The organism is Mycoplana sp. BE70, assembly GCF_031455855.1.
Taxonomy (GTDB): domain Bacteria; phylum Pseudomonadota; class Alphaproteobacteria; order Rhizobiales; family Rhizobiaceae; genus Mycoplana.
In genome coordinates, this window is sequence record NZ_JAVDTM010000008.1 from 15,896 (window position 1) to 34,936 (window position 19,041).

Sequence of the window (19,041 nt, forward strand, 5' to 3'; positions counted from 1 at the left end):
GTGCATGAGACCAAACCACGACATCGTCTCCCGCGACGAATGGCTCGAGGCCCGCAAGGCGCTTCTGGCCATGGAGAAGGAAGAAACGAAACTGCGCGACAAGGTGCGCGCCGAACGCCTGGCCCTGCCCTGGGTCAAGGTTGACAAGCCCTACACGTTCGACACGCCCGAGGGAAAAAAGACGCTGGCCGACCTCTTCGACGGCCGCAGCCAGTTGATGGTCTATCACTTCATGTACGGGCCGGACTGGAAAGCAGGATGTCCCGGCTGCTCCTTCGTGGCCGACCACATCGACGGCATGCTGCCGCATCTGAATCATCACGACGTGACCTTCATCTGCGTCTCGCGGGCGCCGCTCGACAAGATCGGGGCCTACAAAAAGCGGATGGGGTGGGAGTTCCCGTGGTACTCCTCGTACGGCAGCGACTTCAACTTCGACTACCAGGTCTCCTTCACCAAGGAGGAGCTGGCGGGCGGTAAGGTTTTCTACAACTACCGCGAGACACCCTCGGCCGACGCTCATGACGAACTGCCGGGCATGAGCGCCTTCTTCCGCGCGGAAGACGGCACCGTCTACCACACTTACTCGGAATACGCGCGCGGCGGAGAAGAAATCCTCGGCACGCTGATGGTCCTCGACCGGGCGCCGAAGGGCCGCAACGAGACCGGAACGCTGAGCTTCGTCAAGCGGCACGACGAATACGACGACGCGCCGCGGGCATAGCCCTGCTGCGGCTGACCGCGGAGGTCGGGGAAGCCGGCTGCCGTCCGCGCGTGATTGACTGCGGCCGGCGCCGTCCTATCTCCGCACTTGCTTGTTGGGCCAAATGAAACCGGAGGAACCAATGTCCACGAACCAAGGAAAATTCGTCTGGTATGAGCTGATGACCACCGACACGGCCGCGGCCGAGCGGTTCTACAAATCCGTCGTCGGCTGGACCGCCAAGGATGCCGGCATGCCGGACATGACCTACACGCTCTTCTCCGCCGGTGACCGGATGGTCGCCGGGCTGATGACGACACCGAAGGAGGCCGAGGGCATGCCGCCGGGCTGGATTGGCTACATCTACGCCGATAACGTGGATACGACCGCGAAGGCGGTCGCCGCGAAGGGCGGCAAGGTCTATCGCCAGCCGGACGATATCCCGGGCGTCGGCCGCTTCGCCGTCGTCGGCGATCCGACCGGGGCCGTGTTCTGCCTGTTCAGCTCGACCAGCGAAGAGAGCCAGGATGCTGATCGCGCAGCACCCGGCCAGATCGGCTGGCACGAACTGATGGCCGGTGACCTGAACACCGCCTGGACTTTCTATTCCTCGCTCTTCGGGTGGGAAAAGGACCAGGCGCTCGACATGGGCGAGATGGGCGTCTACCAGCTCTTCAAGATCAATGGCCAGACGTCCGGCGGCATGATGACGAAGCCGAAGGACCTGCCGGCACCGCCCTACTGGGGCTATTACTTCAATGTCGACGCCATCGACGCGGCTGTCGAGCGCGTCACCGCCGGCGGCGGCAAGGTGGTAATGGGACCAATGGAGGTCCCCGGCGGAAGCTGGATCATCAACGGCGTCGACCCGCAGGGCGCCCACTTCTCGCTCGTCGCACCGAAGCGCTGACGGCTTGTCAATGCACTGCAACAGCTCCCCGCACCGCGCCAAGGCTCGTCGCGGGGAGAAGCTCGGCCGGACCCGACGGCATCGGTTCCGGTCGAGAGTGAAAGTGGGAACCAGGCCCCGCCCCCACGCGTCTCGCCTCCCCTGACCCCGCCATCCGGCTCCCCGCCGAGATCGAGGCTGTGGCACTTTCGCGCTGCGCTTTTCAGTGCGAGTCCCGTTTCCATACAGGCGAACAAGCGCACAGCGGCTGCAATTCCAGTATCGGTATGGTTTCGATCAAATTGTAGCTACTACCGAAACGGGAAAATAATTTTTCCGCGCTACCGTCCGCCCCAACATTATGATGATGGGGTGGCGACAGATGAAACTGGCAACGGAAAAGCAGGGCGTCCTTTCCCGCCTGGCACGGGACCGACGTGGCAACTTCGGAATGATGACGGCGCTGTTGCTGCCGGTGCTTCTGGGCGCCGGCGGGATCTCGATCGATGTCACCAAGATGATGATGACGAAGAACCGGCTGCAGGATGCCGCCGATGCGGCGGCGCTCGCAGCGGCGTCGGCGCTTGCCAACGATGGCTACAGCGTCGACGCAGCCAAGCTCCTGGCATTGCGGTTTATCGAGACCCAGATGAGAAGCGGCGGCAACGTCGATGGCGAAGGGACCGACACCAAGAATCCGGACAGCAATGAACCGTCCTCCTTTGCCAGTTCCACCATTGATATCCAGGAGACTGCCACGGGCAAGAGCAGCAAGTCTTGGGTCATCAATGTCACCGCCAGGACGGACATGGACCTGAACCCGCTGACGCGCCTTCTTGTCAAGGACAAGGCGGCGATCACGGCCAATACGTCAGCTGAGAGCTCGACGGAATCGAAGAGCGCCCTTTCCATGTATCTCGTGCTGGACAAGTCCGGATCGATGCTTGCGCCCACCACGGAACTAAGCAAGCAGACGAGTTGCGATGAGTACAACAATAACCAGAAAAGAATTTATCAGAACAAAAGCCCCTGCTACGTCAAGAAAATCGAAAAACTCAAGACGTCTGCAGGCCTACTGTTCGACTACCTGAATGGTGCCGATCCAAGCTACAAAGCAGATGGAAATCCGAGTTCGACTTATGTGCGCACCGGCACCGCATCCTACGATAGCGCGATGAGAACATCATCCAGTACGGCCTGGGGCACGAATGGCGCGCGCACGCAGGTCAACAAACTTGAAGCCGATGGCGGCACAAGTTCGACGGCCGCAATGAATGCTGCATACACCAAGCTGACCGAAAAAGGCAGCGATGGACTGATCAAAGAAAACAAAACACACATCAATATAAACGGCCAGATTCCAACAAAATACATCGTCTTCATGACGGATGGGATCAATAATAACAGCAACGACGACGTGTTGACGCTGGATGTATGTAAAAAAGCAGGAAAAGCAGGAATAATCATATTTAGCATTGCATTTATGGCGCCCAAAGACGGCCCCGAAGCCTTTTTGGAGCAATGCGCAAACGAAACTAAAGGGGGCAAGTTCTTTTCCGCTGTTACTAGCAAAGATTTGGATGCCGCCTTTATCGAGATCGGCCAACAGGCGGCCAAGACTATCGCCCGCCTGACGCACTGAACCCGACGATCTAGGTTCGTTCCTGTTGCTTCTGCAAATCCGCCGCGCCCCGGGGTGCGGCGGATTTGGCATTTCTGATTGAACGCCCCTGCGCCCACCGCATGCCTCCTATCCGGTGAACTCGTATTGCAAGCGCTTCGGATCGATGCAAAATTATGGCAGGCTGAGTTCTGACGGCCGCCGATTGCAATGAAGGGGTTCGTTACCGCCCATGATGAACAGGGTCTCCTCCAACGAAATCCCCGCCCCGGCCCTGCGCTCCACCGAGCCGTCGCAGCTTGCCACCGAACTTCTGGAACGCCTGAAGTACCGTATCGGCAAGGATCCGAAGGTCGCCAAGCCGCATGACTGGCTGACCGCCGCCATCCTGGTGGCGCGTGACCGCATCACCGACAAGTGGATGGATTCGACCCGACGCACCTACGCCACCGGCGCGAAGCGGGTCTATTACCTGTCGCTGGAGTTTCTCATTGGCCGCCTGATGCGCGACGCCATGACCAATATCGGCATCATGGACGAGATGCGCGAGGCGCTCGCCTCGCTCGGCGTCGACATCGACGTGATTGCCGAGCTTGAACCGGATGCAGCGCTCGGCAACGGCGGTCTCGGCCGGCTTGCCGCCTGCTTCATCGAATCCATGGCGACGACCGACGTGCCGGCCTACGGCTACGGAATCCGCTACGTGCATGGCCTGTTCCGCCAGCAAATGGCCGACGGATGGCAGGTGGAACTGCCGGAGACCTGGCTGGCGCACGGCAACCCCTGGGAATTCGAGCGCCGCGAAAGCTCCTATGAGATCGGCTTCGGCGGCGCCGTCGAGACGCTCGACCTCGGCGAAAACAAGCAGCGCTTCGTCTGGAAGCCGGCCGAGCGCGTCATCGCCACCGCCTACGACACGCCTGCCGTCGGCTGGCGCGCCAAGCGCGTCAACACGCTGCGCCTGTGGTCCGCCCATCCGATCGACCCGATCCTGCTCGATGCCTTCAATGCCGGCGACCATATCGGCGCGCTTCGCGAGAGCAACAAGGCCGAAAGCCTGACCCGCGTGCTGTATCCGGCGGATGCCACGCCCGCCGGCCAGGAGTTGCGGCTTCGGCAGGAGTTCTTCTTCTCCTCCGCCTCGCTGCAGGACATTTTACGCCGCCATCTGCAGCAATATCCGGATTTCACCTCGCTGCCGGATGCGGTCGCCATCCAGTTGAACGACACCCATCCGGCCGTCTCCGTCGCCGAACTGGTGCGCCTGCTGACCGACGTGCACGGGCTGGAATTCGACACCGCCTGGGACATCGCCCGCAAGACCTTCGCCTACACCAACCACACACTTTTGCCCGAAGCGCTGGAAAGCTGGCCGGTGCCGCTGTTCGAGCGGCTGTTGCCGCGCCACATGCAGATCGTCTATGCGATCAACGCCAAGATCCTGCTCGAAGCCCGCAGGGACCGCGGCTACGACGACCAGAAGATCCGCAACATCTCGCTGATCGAGGAAGGCGGCGAGCGCCGCGTGCGCATGGGCAACCTCGCCTTCGTCGGCTCGCATTCGGTCAACGGCGTCTCGGCGCTGCACACCGAACTGATGAAGGAAACGGTCTTCGCCGATCTTCACCGGCTCTATCCGGACCGCATCAACAACAAGACCAACGGGATCACGCCGCGCCGCTGGTTGATGCAGTGCAATCCCGGCCTGTTCAACCTGATCCGCGAATCGATCGGCACCTCGTTCGAAGACGACGCGGAGCGCCTGAAGGCGCTCGACATCTTCGCCGGCGATGCCGCCTTTCGGGAGCGCTTTGCCGCCATCAAGCGGGAGAACAAGGTCAAGCTCGCCCATCTCGTCCAGGCCCGGCTCGGCGTGCGCCTCGATCCCGACGCGATGTTCGACATCCAGATCAAGCGCATCCACGAATACAAGCGCCAGCTTCTCAACATCATCGAGGCGGTGGCGCTTTACGACCAGATCCGCTCGCGCCCGGAGCGGGACTGGGTGCCGCGGGTAAAGCTTTTCGCCGGCAAGGCGGCGCCGAGCTATCACAACGCCAAGCTGATCATCAAGCTCGCCAACGACGTGGCGCGGGTGATCAACAACGACCCGGCCGTGCGCGGGCTTCTCAAGGTGGTCTTCGTGCCGAATTACAACGTCTCGCTGGCCGAGGTGATGGTTCCGGCCGCTGATCTCTCTGAACAAATCTCCACCGCCGGCATGGAGGCGTCCGGCACCGGCAACATGAAATTCGCCCTGAACGGTGCGCTGACCATCGGAACGCTCGACGGCGCCAATGTGGAAATGCGCGACCATGTCGGCGCGGACAACATCGTCATCTTCGGCATGACGGCGGGCGAGGTCGCCCGGGTGCGCGCCGAGGGGCATAACCCCCGCGCCATTATCGAGAGTTCACCCGAGCTGTCGCAGGCGCTGCTCGCCATTTCCTCCGGCGTCTTTTCCCCCGACGACCGCGACCGCTTTTCCGGGCTCATCGACGGCCTCTACAATCACGACTGGTTCATGGTCGCCGCCGACTTCGATGCCTATGCGAAGGCGCAGCGCGACGTGGACAGTCTCTGGGTCGACAAGGCCAGCTGGAACACCAAGGCCATCCTCAACACGGCGCGCATGGGCTGGTTCTCGTCGGACCGGACGATCCGCCAATACGCGACCGAGATCTGGGGCGTTTGATGACGAGAAAGGACCCGCTGGACCAACAATCGACGGGTCTTCTGAAGGCCGATATCGAGGCAATTGTTGAAAGCCGGCACGCAGATCCCTTCTCGGTGCTGGGCGTCCAGCAAGTCGGTGACACCTTCGTTGCCCGCTGTTTCATCCCTCATGCCGAAACCGTCACGGCCGAAACGATAGCCGGCAAGGTGATCGGCGCGCTCGACTGCCTGGATCCCGCCGGCATCTTTGCCGGCCCGGTGTCCGTTCGCAAGCAGCAACCGATCTGCTATCGTGCCCGCAATTCCGGCGGCGAGTGGATCGTTGTCGACCCTTACTCCTTCGGCCCGGTGCTGGGACCGATGGACGACTATTACATTCGCCAAGGCTCCCACCTGCGGCTTTTCGATCGGATGGGCGCCCATCCGCTGGCGCTGGAAGGCGTCGATGGCTTCCACTTCGCCGTCTGGGCGCCGAACGCACAGCGGGTCTCCGTCGTCGGCGACTTCAACGAGTGGGATGGTCGCCGCCACGTCATGCGGCTCCGCCGCGACACCGGCATCTGGGAGATTTTCCTTCCCGGTGTCAGCGCCGGCCAGGCCTACAAGTACGAGATCGTCGGCAAGAACGGCGAACTGCTGCCGCTGAAGGCGGATCCCTTTGCCCGGCGCTCGGAACTGCGGCCGCGAACTGCCTCGATGACGACCGTCGAAATCGCCCAGGTCTGGGAAGACGACGCCCACCGCGCCTTCTGGTCGAAGGCCGATCCGCGTCGCCAGCCGATCTCCATCTACGAGGTGCATGCCGGTTCCTGGCAGCGGCGCGACAATGGCGAGATGCTGTCCTGGGACGAGCTTGCCGACCGGCTGATCCCCTATTGCGTCGACATGGGCTTCACCCACATCGAATTCCTGCCGATCTCGGAGTTTCCCTACGATCCGTCCTGGGGCTACCAGACGACCGGCCTCTACGCGCCCACCGCCCGTTTCGGCGAACCCGAAGGCTTCGCCCGCTTCGTCAACGGCGCGCACAAGGTCGGCATCGGCGTCATCCTCGACTGGGTGCCGGCGCATTTCCCGACCGACGAGCATGGCCTGCGCTGGTTCGACGGCACCGCGCTCTACGAACACGCCGACCCGCGCAAGGGGTTTCATCCCGACTGGAACACGGCGATCTACAATTTCGGCCGCCTGGAAGTCCTCGCCTTCCTGATCAACAACGCGCTCTACTGGGCGGAGAAGTTCCACATCGACGGGCTGCGCGTCGATGCGGTCGCCTCGATGCTCTACCTCGACTATTCGCGCAAGCACGGCGAGTGGGTGCCGAACGAGTATGGCGGCAACGAAAACCTCGAGGCCGTGCGCTTCCTGCAGGAGATGAATTCCCGCCTCTACGGCACCCGGCCGGGCGTAATGACGATCGCCGAGGAATCGACGTCCTGGCCAAAGGTTTCCCATCCGGTGCACGAGGGCGGACTGGGCTTCGGCTTCAAGTGGAACATGGGTTTCATGCACGACACGCTGCAGTACCTCAAGCGCGAGCCCGTGCACCGGAAGTTCCACCACAACGACATGACCTTCGGCCTGCTCTATGCGTTTTCCGAGAACTTCGTGCTGCCGCTCTCCCATGACGAGGTCGTGCACGGCAAGGGCTCGCTGATCGCCAAGATGGCCGGCGACGACTGGCAAAAGTTCGCGACGCTGAGAGCCTACTACGCCTTCATGTGGGGCTATCCCGGCAAGAAGCTGCTGTTCATGGGACAGGAATTCGCACAGTGGCGGGAATGGGACGAGGACCGCGCGCTCGACTGGAACCTCCTTGAGTACCCCCTGCACGAGGGCATGCGCCGGCTGGTTCGCGATCTCAACGGCACCTACCGGCGGAAGGTGGCGCTGCACGGGCGAGACTGCGAGGGCGAAGGCTTCGAGTGGCTGCTCGCCGACGATCGCGATAACTCCGTGTTCACCTGGCTGCGCAAGGCGCCCGGCGAAAAGATGATTGCGATCGTCACCAACTTCACGCCAACCTATCGGGAAAGCTATCGCATTCCGCTGCCGGTTGAAGGACGGTGGAAGGAGATTCTCAATACCGATGCCGAGATCTATGGTGGATCGGGCAAGGGAAATGGAGGCGCCGTTCAGGCGACCCGGGACAACAGGGGGAACGTTTCAGCTTCGGTGACGCTGCCACCACTGGCGACGCTGATGCTGGAACAGGATGCATGAGGAATGTCGGGAGGACACGATGGAGCAGAAGCGGATTCAACCCCTCGCGCGCGACGCGATGGCCTATGTTCTTGCCGGGGGGCGCGGTAGCCGCCTGAACGAACTGACCGACCGCCGCGCCAAGCCGGCGGTCTATTTCGGCGGCAAGGCACGCATCATCGATTTCGCCCTCTCCAATGCCTTGAACTCCGGCATCCGCCGTATCGGCGTCGCCACCCAGTACAAGGCCCACTCGCTGATCCGCCACCTGCAGCGCGGCTGGAACTTCTTCCGCCCCGAGCGTAACGAGAGCTTCGACATCCTGCCCGCCAGCCAGCGCGTCTCCGAGACGCAATGGTACGAAGGCACCGCCGACGCGGTCTACCAGAACATCGACATCATCGAGGACTACGGCGTCGAATACATGGTCATCCTGGCCGGCGACCACGTCTACAAGATGGACTACGAGCTGATGCTCCAGCAGCACGTCGATTCCGGCGCCCAGGTGACGATCGGCTGTCTCGAAGTGCCCCGGAAGGAAGCCACCGGCTTTGGCGTCATGCAGGTCGATGAAAAGGACGAGATCATGGCCTTCGTCGAGAAGCCGGCCGATCCGCCCGGCATTCCCGGGAACCCGGACATGGCGCTCGCCTCCATGGGCATCTACGTATTCCACACGAAGTTCCTGATGGACATCCTGCGCCGCGACGCGGCCGATCCCAATTCCTCCCGCGACTTTGGCAAGGACATCATCCCCTACATTGTCGAGAACGGCAAAGCGGTCGCCCATCGCTTCACCGCTTCCTGCGTGCGTTCTGATTTCGAGCGTGAGGCCTATTGGCGCGACGTCGGCACGATCGACGCCTACTGGCAGGCCAACATCGATCTGACCGACGTGACGCCGGAACTGGACATATACGACGTGACCTGGCCGATCTGGACCTATGCCGAGATCACGCCGCCGGCGAAATTCGTCCATGACGACGAGGACCGCCGCGGCTCGGCGATCTCCTCGCTCGTCTCGGGCAATTGCATCATCTCGGGCTCATCGCTGCATCGGAGCCTGCTCTTCACCGGCGTGCGCGCCAACTCCTATTCTCGCCTCGAAGGCGCCGTCGTCCTTCCCGATGTGACCATCGGCCGGCACGCGCAACTGACCAACGTGGTGATCGACCGCGGCGTGACGATTCCGGAGGGGCTGATCGTTGGCGAGGACCTGGAACTGGATGGCCGGCGTTTTCGCCGCTCCGACAGCGGCATTTGCCTGATCACGCAGCCGATGATCGACCGGCTGGAACTCTAGGATCTGTTACCAATGAACGTACTTTCGGTGGCATCCGAGGTGTTCCCGCTCATCAAGACGGGCGGCCTTGCCGACGTGACCGGCGCGCTCCCGCTTGCGCTCGACGCCAACGGGGTGCGAATGCGAACCCTGCTGCCGGGCTATCCGGCGGTGATGCAGCAACTGACAAAACCGCGCAAGATCGCGACGCTGCCGAGCGTGTTCGGCGATGAGATGCGGATCCTTGCTGCGCAGCATGCCGGGCTCGACCTGTTCGTCCTCGACGCGCCCGTCTATTTCGACCGCAGCGGTGGGCCGTATGTCGATGCGACCGGCAAGGACTATCCTGACAACTGGAAGCGGTTTGCCGTCCTTTCGCAAGCAGGCGCGGAGATCGCGCGCGGCCTGCTGCCGGACTGGACGCCCGACATCGTCCATGCGCATGACTGGCAGGCGGCGATGACCCCTGTCTACATGCGCTATTCCGGTCTCGGGCACATCCCCAGCATCGTGACGGTGCACAACCTTGCCTTCCAGGGGCAGTTCGGCCCGGAAATCTTTCCCGAACTTGGCCTACCGCCGGAAGCCTTCAGCGTCGAAGGGCTCGAATATTATGGGGACGTCAGCTTCATGAAAGGCGGTCTGCGGACGGCCTGGGAAGTGACGACGGTCAGCCCGACCTACGCGCAGGAAATCAGGACGCCCGAGTTCGGAATGGGGCTCGACGGCCTCATCAACGCCCGTGCAGGCGAGCTGATGGGCATCGTCAACGGTGTCGACACCGCCGTCTGGGACCCGACGACGGATCCGCACATCGCCGCCAACTATGGTCCCGGCGCGCTGCGCGCCCGGTCGAAGAACCGGCAGGCGCTGCTCGATCGTTTCGGACTGGCGGACGGCGGCGGGCCGGTGTTCTGCGTCGTTTCCCGCCTCGCCTGGCAAAAGGGGATCGACCTCATTGCCGAAGTCGCCGACTGGATCGTCGCCGAAGGTGGCACGCTGGCAGTGCTGGGAACCGGCGATCAGGGTCTGGAGGGCGCGCTGCTGGCCGCTGCGTCGCGCCATCGCGGGCGCGTCGGCATCATCATCGGCTACGACGAGCCCTTGTCACACCTGATGCAGGCCGGCGCCGACGCCATCCTCATCCCCTCGCGATTCGAACCCTGTGGCCTCACCCAGCTTTACGGCCTGCGCTATGGCTGCGTGCCGATCGTCGCCCGCACCGGCGGGCTTGCCGACACGGTGATCGATGCCAACGAGGCCGCACTCTCCGCCCGAGTCGCGACCGGTTTCCAGTTCGCGCCGGTCACGACCGACGCATTCCGCCACGTCCTTCGCCGCGCTTTCACCGCATTTAGGGACCCAAAGGTCTGGGCCCGATTGCAGAATCAGGGAATGAAGTCCGACGTTTCCTGGAAGAAAAGCGCCGAACGCTATGTTAGCCTTTATTCCAGCCTCCTCGCGAGAGTGTAAGCCATGATTACGACTGTAGAAACAAAGCCATACGACGATCAGAAACCCGGCACTTCCGGTCTGCGCAAAAAGGTGCCCGTGTTCCAGCAGGCGAATTATGCGGAGAACTTCATCCAGTCGATCTTCGATTCGCTGGAGGGCTTTCCCGGGCAGACACTCGTGATCGGTGGCGACGGTCGCTACTACAATCGCGAGGTGATCCAGATCGCCATCAAGATGGCGGCAGCGAACGGCTTTGGGCAGGTGCTGGTCGGCCGCGGCGGCATTCTTTCGACCCCTGCCGCCTCGAACCTGATCCGCAAGTACAAGGCCTTCGGCGGCATCATCCTGTCGGCCAGCCACAATCCCGGCGGACCGACCGAAGACTTCGGCATAAAGTACAACATCGGCAACGGCGGGCCCGCACCCGAAAAGATCACCGATGCGATTTACGCCCGCTCGAAGGTGATCGACAGCTACAAGATTGCCGATGCTGCCGATATCAATCTCGACCTCGAAGGAACAAGTACGGTCGAAGACATGACCGTGACGGTCATCGACCCCGTCACCGACTATGCCGAACTGATGGAGCAACTGTTCGATTTCGCCGCGATCCGCCGCATGTTCGCCGGCGGCTTCCGTATGGTGTTCGATGCCATGAGCGCAGTCACTGGTCCCTACGCCAAGGAGATCCTGGAAAACCGCCTCGGCGCCCCAAAGGGCTCGGTGCTGAACTTCATGCCGCTGCCGGACTTCGGCGGGCACCACCCCGATCCGAACCTCGTCCACGCCCGCGCCCTCTATGAGGCGATGATGGCCGACGACGCACCCGATTTCGGCGCGGCGTCGGACGGCGACGGCGACCGCAACCTGATCATCGGTCGCGGCATCTTCGTCACCCCGTCCGACAGCCTCGCGCTTCTTGCCGCCAACGCCCACCTCGCGCCCGGCTACAGCAAAGGGCTTGCCGGCATTGCCCGATCGATGCCGACCAGCGGCGCGGCCGATCGCGTCGCCGAAAAACTTGGCATCGGCATGTACGAGACGCCGACGGGCTGGAAGTTCTTCGGCAATCTGCTCGACGCCGGCAAAGTGACGATCTGCGGCGAGGAAAGTGCCGGTACCGGTTCCAACCACGTGCGCGAGAAGGACGGTTTGTGGGCCGTGCTGCTCTGGCTCAACATCCTTGCGGTGCGCAAGGAAAGCGTGCTCGACATTGTCCAGAAGCATTGGGCGACCTATGGCCGCAACTATTATTCCCGCCACGACTATGAAGAGGTCGATACCGAAGCCGCGAACGGCCTCATCGAAGACTTGCGCAAGCGGCTTGCCGATCTTCCCAACAAGGCATTCGACGGCCGCGTGGTCGAGATGGCGGACGACTTCGCCTATCACGATCCGATCGACAAGTCCGTCAGCAAGCATCAGGGCATCCGCATCCTCTTTGTCGGCGGCTCGCGCATCGTCTTCCGGCTGTCCGGCACCGGCACCTCAGGTGCGACGTTGCGCGTCTATATCGAGCGCTTCGAGCCGGACGCCGCGCGTCACGACATCGAAACGCAAGAGGCGCTGGCCGACCTCATCGCCATCGCCGACGACATCGCCGGCATCAGGGCCCGCACCGGCCGCAGCGCGCCGAGCGTGATCACCTGAGATGACCTTGGCGCCTCAGGCCGCCTCTGAGCCCGAGGGGGCAGCACCGCTCGGCGCAACCGTCGTGGATGGCGGCGTCGCCTTCGCCGTTCATTCCCGCGATGCCGCGCGCGTCGATCTTTGCCTCTTCGACGACAATGGCAAGGAAGAGATGCGGCGGCTGCCGATGCGGCGCGACGCGGACAACGTGCACCGGCTCTTCGTCGAAGGCGCCGGCTCCGGCACGCGCTATGGCTATCGGGCCGACGGCGTCCATTCGCTTGATCACGGCCTCTGGTTCGATCCGAGCAAGCTGCTCGTCGATCCCTATGCCAAGCAACTGGACCGGCGCTTCGTCCATGACGTCCGCCTCACCCACTATGGCGAGGACACCGCCGATCTTGTGCCGAAGGCCATTGTCACGATCGACGCGCTGGTGCCGCCCGCCCCGCCGCAGTTTCGTCCGGGCGGCCTGATCTACGAGATTGCGGTGCGCGGCTTCACCATGCTGCATCCCGACATTCCGGAAGAGGCCCGTGGCACCATCGGCGCGCTCGCCCATCCTTCCGTAATCGCCCATCTGAAACGCATCGGCGTCGATGCGGTGGAACTGATGCCGATCGTCGCCTGGATTGACGAGCGCCACCTCCCCCCGCTCGGGCTGCACAACAGCTGGGGCTACAATCCGGTCGCGCTGATGGCGCTCGATCCGATGCTTGCGCCCGGCGGCATGAGGGAACTGGCTTCGACGGTCGCTGCCTTGCACGCCGAGGGCATCGGCGTGATCCTCGACCTGGTCTTCAACCACTCCGGCGAAAGCGATCGCTTCGGCACAACGCTGTCGATGCGTGGCCTCGATAACCTCACCTACTATCGCCATGTGCCCCGCCGGCCCGGCGAACTGGTCAACGACACAGGCTGCGGCAATACCATCGCCTGCGAACATCCGGTCGTCCGGCGGCTGATCCTCGACAGCATGCGCCACTTCGTGCTGAACGCCGGCGTGGACGGCTTTCGCTTCGATCTCGCCACGGTACTCGGACGCGAGGCCAACGGCTTCGAGCCCAAGGCGGCGCTCTTTTCGGAAATGCGGACCGACCCCATCCTTTCCGACCGCATCCTGATCGCCGAACCCTGGGACATTGGCTTGGGGGGCTACCAGCTCGGCAGTTTTCCGCCGCCCTTCCTCGAATGGAACGATCGCTTCCGCGACGACACCCGGCTGTTCTGGCGCGGCGATGCCGGCAGGCTCGGCGCGTTTGCGACCGTTCTCTCAGGCTCCGCCGACACTTTCCTGCACGATGGGGCGACGCAGACGCGCAGTGTCAATTTCATTGCAGCCCATGACGGATTCACGCTTCTGGACCTGGTTTCCTATGCCGGCAAGCACAACGAGGCCAACGGCGAACACAACCGCGACGGCCACGACGAAAACCATTCCTGGAACAATGGCGTGGAGGGCGAAACAGGCGACAAGACCGTGCTGTCAGCGCGCAAACGCGACGTCATGGCGTTGCTTTCCAGCCTCTTTGCCTCGAAGGGAACGGTGCTGCTCACGGCCGGCGACGAGGGCGGGCGCAGCCAGCAGGGCAACAACAACGCCTATTGCCAGGACAACGCGCTGACCTGGCTCGACTGGGCGAAACTCGACGAGGACATGATCGCCCATGTTGCCGCGCTCGCGGCCATCCGTAGGCGGTTCTCCATCTTTTCCGACCCGAGTTTCTACTACGGCAAGGGAGACGTCGAGTGGCTACGGCTGGACGGTACGCCGATGCAGGTCCGGGACTGGGAAACCCCGTCAACGTCATCGCTGGCCATGATACTCACCAGCCTCGATACCGAAAGCTGGCAAACGGTGCAGCTTGCGGTCTGCTTCAACCGAAGCCACGAACCGCTGCCGCTTTCCCTGCCCGCCGTCACCGGCGGAAAATGGCGCGGCCTGCTGACAAAGGCTGGATCAACGGTGACGGAAGTGGCGCCACGCTGTGTGGACTTCCTGATCTCTCAGAGTTGACCGGCCACTCTTCTCAAAGACGGTTAGATGGCGCGCTCGAACAACGTTTGTGAAAACCGGTTACGATTTCGCGACCTATGCGTTAAACATCGCTAAAAAGCTTCGCTGCGCGCCGAACGAAAGGACTGCCGATGCCACCCGAAATCCACCTTACCGACGTCAAGGACCTTGTCGGCGAGGAGATCGGCGTGTCGAAATGGTTCACCGTCGACCAGACCATGATCGACCGTTTCGCCGAGGCGACCGAAGACCACCAGTTCATCCATACCGATCCCGTTCGCGCGGCGGCGGAAACGCCGTTCGGCGGCACGATCGCGCATGGCTTCCTGTCGCTGTCCCTGCTTTCGGCGATGAACTATGACTGCCTGCCGCGCGTCATCGAGCAGACGATGGGCATCAATTACGGCTTCGACAAGTTGCGCTTCATGGCACCGGTTAAGAGCGGCGCGCGCGTTCGCGGCCGATTCACCATGGCTGAAGCTCGCTTTCGCGGTGCCGGCATGCTGATGGTCACCTACGAGGTGACCGTCGACATCGAGAACGAACGCAAGCCGGCACTGACGGCGAACTGGATCACGATCATCCAGTTCGACCCGAAGGACCGGCCGGAGGATGCGTAACCGGCCAGTCTATATCGCAAGGATGCAGACGCGGGCTCAGAGCCCGGCGTCTTCTGCTCCCTCGGCGAGCATCGCGGACGCATAGGGGGCGAACGACCGCCAGCACTCGACCCGATACTCCTCCTCGCCGGTCCGGAAGATGACCACCTCGATCTTGCCGAGCACGGTCCGTGCACAGGCGCCGACCGGGAACGCCGACGGCGAAAGGTCGTGCGGGGTGGCGCAAGCGATCGCCAGCGCCGCCTTCGGTCCGGCGACCAGGATCGCCGTGTTGCGATGGGAAATATCGGCAGCGGAATGCAGCGTGCCCGCTTTGGCTGCCGCAGCGGCCAGGTCGGTGCCGTTCTCGTCGATTAGCAGCCATTCGTCGGGGCCGAGCCAGAGCGCATGACGCCCGTTTTTGGTGGACGATGTCTTCGGGTCCGTCGGCAGGTCGACGCCGAGCGCGCGGGACAATGCGGTGATGGCCTCGGGCCGGGCGCGCAATGACAGGCGGGTCGCCGGACCGGCCGCGGAGACGTTGGCGGCGCCGGAGCCGCCGTGAAAGCCGCCGAGGGGCGCTTTTCGCAATGCTTGGTCAGCCATTGAGGCGTGCTCCTTCCTTGTCAATGAACACCATGTCCGTGACCTCGACGGCAATCGTGCGATCGCTCATGGGCACGTAGAGCGTCTGTCCCATGCGGGCCTGGCCGCCGGCGACGAGCGCCAGGGCGATCGAATGGCCGCAATTCGACGACCAGTAGGACGAAGTGACGTGGCCGAGCATCTTCATCGGGATCGGCTGGTTCGGATCGGCGACAATATGCGCGCCCTCCTGCAGCACCACCGTCGGGTCCTTGGTCTTGAGGCCGACCAGCTGCTTGCGGCCCTCGGCGGCGAGGTCCGGGCGCTTCAGGCCGCGGATGCCGACAAAATCGGTCTTCTTCTTCGAGACAGCCCAGCCGACGCCCGCGTCAAAGGGCGTCACCGTGCCGTCGGTGTCCTGGCCGACGATGATGTAGCCCTTCTCGGCGCGCAGGACGTGCATCGTCTCGGTGCCGTAGGCGCAGGCGCCCATCGGCTCGGCTCGGGCCCAGATCGCTTCCCAGACGGCCTGGCCGTAGTCGGCCGGGACGTTGACTTCGAAGCCGGTCTCGCCGGTGAACGACATGCGGAACAGCCGGGTCGGCACGCCGCAGATCTTGCCCTCGCGCACGCTCATGTGCGGGAAAGCCTCGTTCGACAGGTCGATGCCCTCGACGAGCGGTGCGATGATCTCGCGCGCCTTCGGCCCCTGCACCGCGATGACCGCCCACTGCTCCGTGGTCGAGGTCAGCCACACCTTGAGGTGGGGGAACTCGGTCTGGAGGTAGTCCTCCATGTGGTTCATCACCCGCGCCGCGCCGCCGGTCGTGGTGGTGACGTGGAAGCGGTCCTCGGCGATGCGGCCGACGACGCCGTCGTCATAGACGAAACCGTCCTCGCGCAGCATGATGCCGTAGCGGCAGCGGCCGGGCTTCAGCGTATCCCAGGCGTTGGTGTACATCAGGTTGAGGAACTCGGCCGCATCCGGGCCGACCACCTCGATCTTGCCGAGCGTCGAGGCGTCGAACAGGCCGGCGACATCACGCACCGTCTTGCATTCGCGGTTGACCGCCTCATGCATGGTCTCGCCGGCACGCGGATAGTACCAGGCGCGCTTCCACTGGCCGACGTCCTCGAACACGGCGCCATGCGCCTCTTCCCAGGCGTGCATCGGCGTCTTGCGGGTCGGATCGAAGAGCTCGCCGCGCGAGTGGTTGATGATCGTCCCGTATGTCACCGGCGTATACGGCGCGCGGAAGGTCGTCAGGCCGACCTTCGGGATGTCGCGACCCAGCGTCTCGGCGGCGATCGCCAGTCCGTGGATGTTGGACAGCTTGCCCTGGTCGGTCGCCATGCCGTTGGTGGTGAAGCGCTTGATGTGCTCGATCGAGTGCATGCCCTCGCGCACGGCGAGGCGGATGTCCTTGGCGCAGACGTCGTTCTGGAAGTCGATGAATGCCTTGACGTTGTCGTTGGCGCCTGCCCCTTCGGCTGCACCGGCCATGCCGCCGGTCCATTCGAAGGCATTCTCGGCACGGATCTCAACCTTGCCGCCGGAATTGCTGCCGGTCGCGCGCGCCATCAGTTCACCGGCGGCGAGCGCTTCCTCGACGGTTGCCTGCAGGCCATTGGTGCCGTTGCAGGCGCCGACCGACAGGCAGTCCTGCGCATAGGTGCCCGGCAGGAATTGGCCGGCTTCGGCGTTGTAGGCGACCTTGCCGCGCGACTGCGAGAACAGGTGAACGGACGGCGTCCACCCGGCCGACATGATCAGCGCATCGACGGCAATGGTGCGCTTTCCGCCGCCACCGTTGCGGGCGACCGTCATGGAATTGACGCGGCGATGCCCCTTGGTGTCGATCACGGAATGGCCGGTCAGCACTTCGATGCCAAGGCTGCGGGCTTCGGCGAGGACCGCCTCGCCCGGCTTGGTGCGGTTGTCGACGATCGCAGCGATCCGGACACCGGCACGCGCCAGGTCGAAGGCCGCCTCGTAAGCCGAATCGTTGGCGGTGTAGACGCCCACCTTCTTGCCGACGGCAACGCCGAAGTGGTTGAGGTAGGTCCGCGCGGCGGACGCCAGCATGATGCCGGGACGATCGTTGTTGGCGAACACCATGTGGCGTTCGATCGCGCCGGTCGCCAGGACGACCCGCTTCGCCCGCACCTGCCACATCCGCTCGCGCGGCAGCTTGCGGTCCGGACGCGACAGGTGGTCTGTGACCCGTTCGGCCAGCACGACGAAGTTCTGCGCATAGTAGCCGAAGGCGGTCGTGCGGGTGAGGACGGTGACGTTGTCCATCGCAGCGAGGCGGGCCGCGGTGGCCTGCGCCCAGTCGAAGCCGTCCTGGCCGTCGATCGTGACCGACTTGTCGTAGTGCAGCGCACCGCCGACTTCCGGCTGCTCGTCGCAGAGGATCACGCGTGCGCCGCTCTCGGCCGCGGCAAGGGCTGCCGAAAGGCCGGCGATGCCGGCACCGACGACGAGCACGTCGCAATGGGCGAAGCGGTTGGCGTAGTGGTCGGTATCGGCCTGCGTCGGCGCGACGCCGAGGCCGGCGGCAGCACGGATGCGCGGCTCGTAGAACTTTTCCCAGGCGGCTTTCGGCCACATGAAGGTCTTGTAGTAGAAGCCGGCCGCGAAGAAGGGCGACAGCAGGTTGTTGACGCCCCCGACATCGAAGGCGAGCGACGGCCAGCGGTTCTGCGACGAGATCGTCGCGCCGTCGAACACCTCCTGCACGGTCGCCCGCACGTTCGGCTGCTTGCGGGCGGCGTCGCGCTCGACGTCGATCAGCGCATTCGGTTCCTCGGCGCCCGCCGACAGAATGCCGCGCGGACGATGGTACTTGAACGAGCGGCCGACGAGATGGACACCGTTGGCCAGCAGCGCCGAGGCGACCGTGTCGCCTTCCAGCGCCTCATAGCTCTTGCCGTCGAATGTGAACCTTGCCTGGCGGGCAGGGGTCAGGCGGCCGGCGCCCGTGATACGATTTGCCCCGCTCATCCTGCCACTCCTTCCGTAGCTTCATAGGTTTCGACGGTCCTTTCCGTCGCTGCCGGCGCCGGCGAAAGATCCGGACGCGGCTGGCCCGCCTTGTAGGTCGTCACGAACTTGTCGCTCACGGTGTCGCGCGCGGCGTTGAAGAAGCGGCCGCAGCCATGGATGTGGCGCCAGCGCTCGTAGACGAGACCCTTGACGTTGTCGCGCAGGAAAAAGAAGGCCTCGAACTCTTCATCCGAGATGTCAGCGATGTTGGTCGGACGCAGGATATGGGCGTCGCCGGCGCCGCGGAACTCCAGTTCCGGGCGCTCTTCCTCGCAGTAGGGGCAATGGATCAGCAGCATCTTGTCGTCTCCTGCCTGCCACCCTCCACCGGAGA

Annotated in this window: 13 protein-coding genes; 10 read left to right on the forward strand and 3 right to left on the reverse strand. The window is 63.6% G+C overall.

What is annotated here, in order from left to right:
- Nucleotides 1-4: 4 nt before the first annotated feature.
- From J2Y48_RS15750 to J2Y48_RS15795, 10 genes are all read left to right on the forward strand, one after another.
- Nucleotides 5-724, forward strand: coding sequence for a thioredoxin family protein (locus J2Y48_RS15750; protein WP_310419858.1), 720 nt, complete (start codon nucleotides 5-7; stop codon nucleotides 722-724).
- A gap of 121 nt (nucleotides 725-845) precedes the next feature.
- Nucleotides 846-1,613: a VOC family protein gene (locus tag J2Y48_RS15755; RefSeq protein WP_310419860.1), complete on the forward strand. Its 768-nt coding sequence runs from the start codon at nucleotides 846-848 to the stop codon at nucleotides 1,611-1,613.
- 361 nt (nucleotides 1,614-1,974) lie between these two features.
- Nucleotides 1,975-3,234, forward strand: coding sequence for a pilus assembly protein (locus J2Y48_RS15760; protein WP_310419862.1), 1,260 nt, complete (start codon nucleotides 1,975-1,977; stop codon nucleotides 3,232-3,234).
- 211 nt (nucleotides 3,235-3,445) lie between these two features.
- Nucleotides 3,446-5,908, forward strand: a complete 2,463-nt coding sequence (locus J2Y48_RS15765) for a glycogen/starch/alpha-glucan phosphorylase (RefSeq protein ID WP_310419864.1) — start codon at nucleotides 3,446-3,448, stop codon at nucleotides 5,906-5,908.
- Complete coding sequence (glgB, locus tag J2Y48_RS15770; protein WP_310419866.1) at nucleotides 5,908-8,112, forward strand: 1,4-alpha-glucan branching protein GlgB; 2,205 nt, start codon at nucleotides 5,908-5,910, stop codon at nucleotides 8,110-8,112. Before J2Y48_RS15765 ends, glgB begins: the two co-directional genes overlap by 1 nt.
- A gap of 19 nt (nucleotides 8,113-8,131) precedes the next feature.
- A complete protein-coding gene (glgC, locus tag J2Y48_RS15775) occupies nucleotides 8,132-9,394 on the forward strand; it encodes a glucose-1-phosphate adenylyltransferase (RefSeq protein ID WP_310419867.1) in 1,263 nt (420 codons plus the stop codon).
- A 12-nt stretch (nucleotides 9,395-9,406) separates the two neighbouring features.
- Nucleotides 9,407-10,846, forward strand: a complete 1,440-nt coding sequence (glgA, locus tag J2Y48_RS15780) for a glycogen synthase GlgA (RefSeq protein WP_310419870.1) — start codon at nucleotides 9,407-9,409, stop codon at nucleotides 10,844-10,846.
- Nucleotides 10,847-10,849: 3 nt separating this feature from the next.
- Nucleotides 10,850-12,478 (forward strand): alpha-D-glucose phosphate-specific phosphoglucomutase, encoded by a 1,629-nt coding sequence (locus tag J2Y48_RS15785; protein ID WP_310419872.1) that lies wholly within the window; start codon nucleotides 10,850-10,852, stop codon nucleotides 12,476-12,478.
- A 1-nt stretch (nucleotide 12,479) separates the two neighbouring features.
- Entirely contained in the window at nucleotides 12,480-14,474 is a 1,995-nt protein-coding gene (glgX, locus tag J2Y48_RS15790; RefSeq protein WP_310419874.1) for a glycogen debranching protein GlgX, read from the forward strand.
- Between the two features lie 131 nt (nucleotides 14,475-14,605).
- Nucleotides 14,606-15,094: a MaoC family dehydratase gene (locus J2Y48_RS15795; protein WP_310419876.1), complete on the forward strand. Its 489-nt coding sequence runs from the start codon at nucleotides 14,606-14,608 to the stop codon at nucleotides 15,092-15,094.
- A gap of 36 nt (nucleotides 15,095-15,130) precedes the next feature.
- Here the strand turns inward: J2Y48_RS15795 and J2Y48_RS15800 are convergent, their stop codons facing one another.
- The 3 genes from J2Y48_RS15800 to J2Y48_RS15810 are packed head-to-tail and all read right to left on the reverse strand — an operon-like array spanning nucleotide 15,131 to nucleotide 19,006.
- Nucleotides 15,131-15,679, reverse strand: a complete 549-nt coding sequence (locus J2Y48_RS15800) for a sarcosine oxidase subunit gamma (protein WP_310419878.1) — start codon at nucleotides 15,677-15,679, stop codon at nucleotides 15,131-15,133.
- The gene (locus J2Y48_RS15805) at nucleotides 15,672-18,665 is read right to left on the reverse strand and encodes a sarcosine oxidase subunit alpha (protein ID WP_310419880.1); all 2,994 of its coding nucleotides are present in this window, start codon (nucleotides 18,663-18,665) and stop codon (nucleotides 15,672-15,674) included. The genes J2Y48_RS15800 and J2Y48_RS15805 overlap by 8 nt, the downstream gene beginning before the upstream one ends.
- Nucleotides 18,662-19,006: a sarcosine oxidase subunit delta gene (locus J2Y48_RS15810; RefSeq protein ID WP_310419881.1), complete on the reverse strand. Its 345-nt coding sequence runs from the start codon at nucleotides 19,004-19,006 to the stop codon at nucleotides 18,662-18,664. The genes J2Y48_RS15805 and J2Y48_RS15810 overlap by 4 nt, the downstream gene beginning before the upstream one ends.
- Between the last annotated feature and the right edge of the window lie 35 nt (nucleotides 19,007-19,041).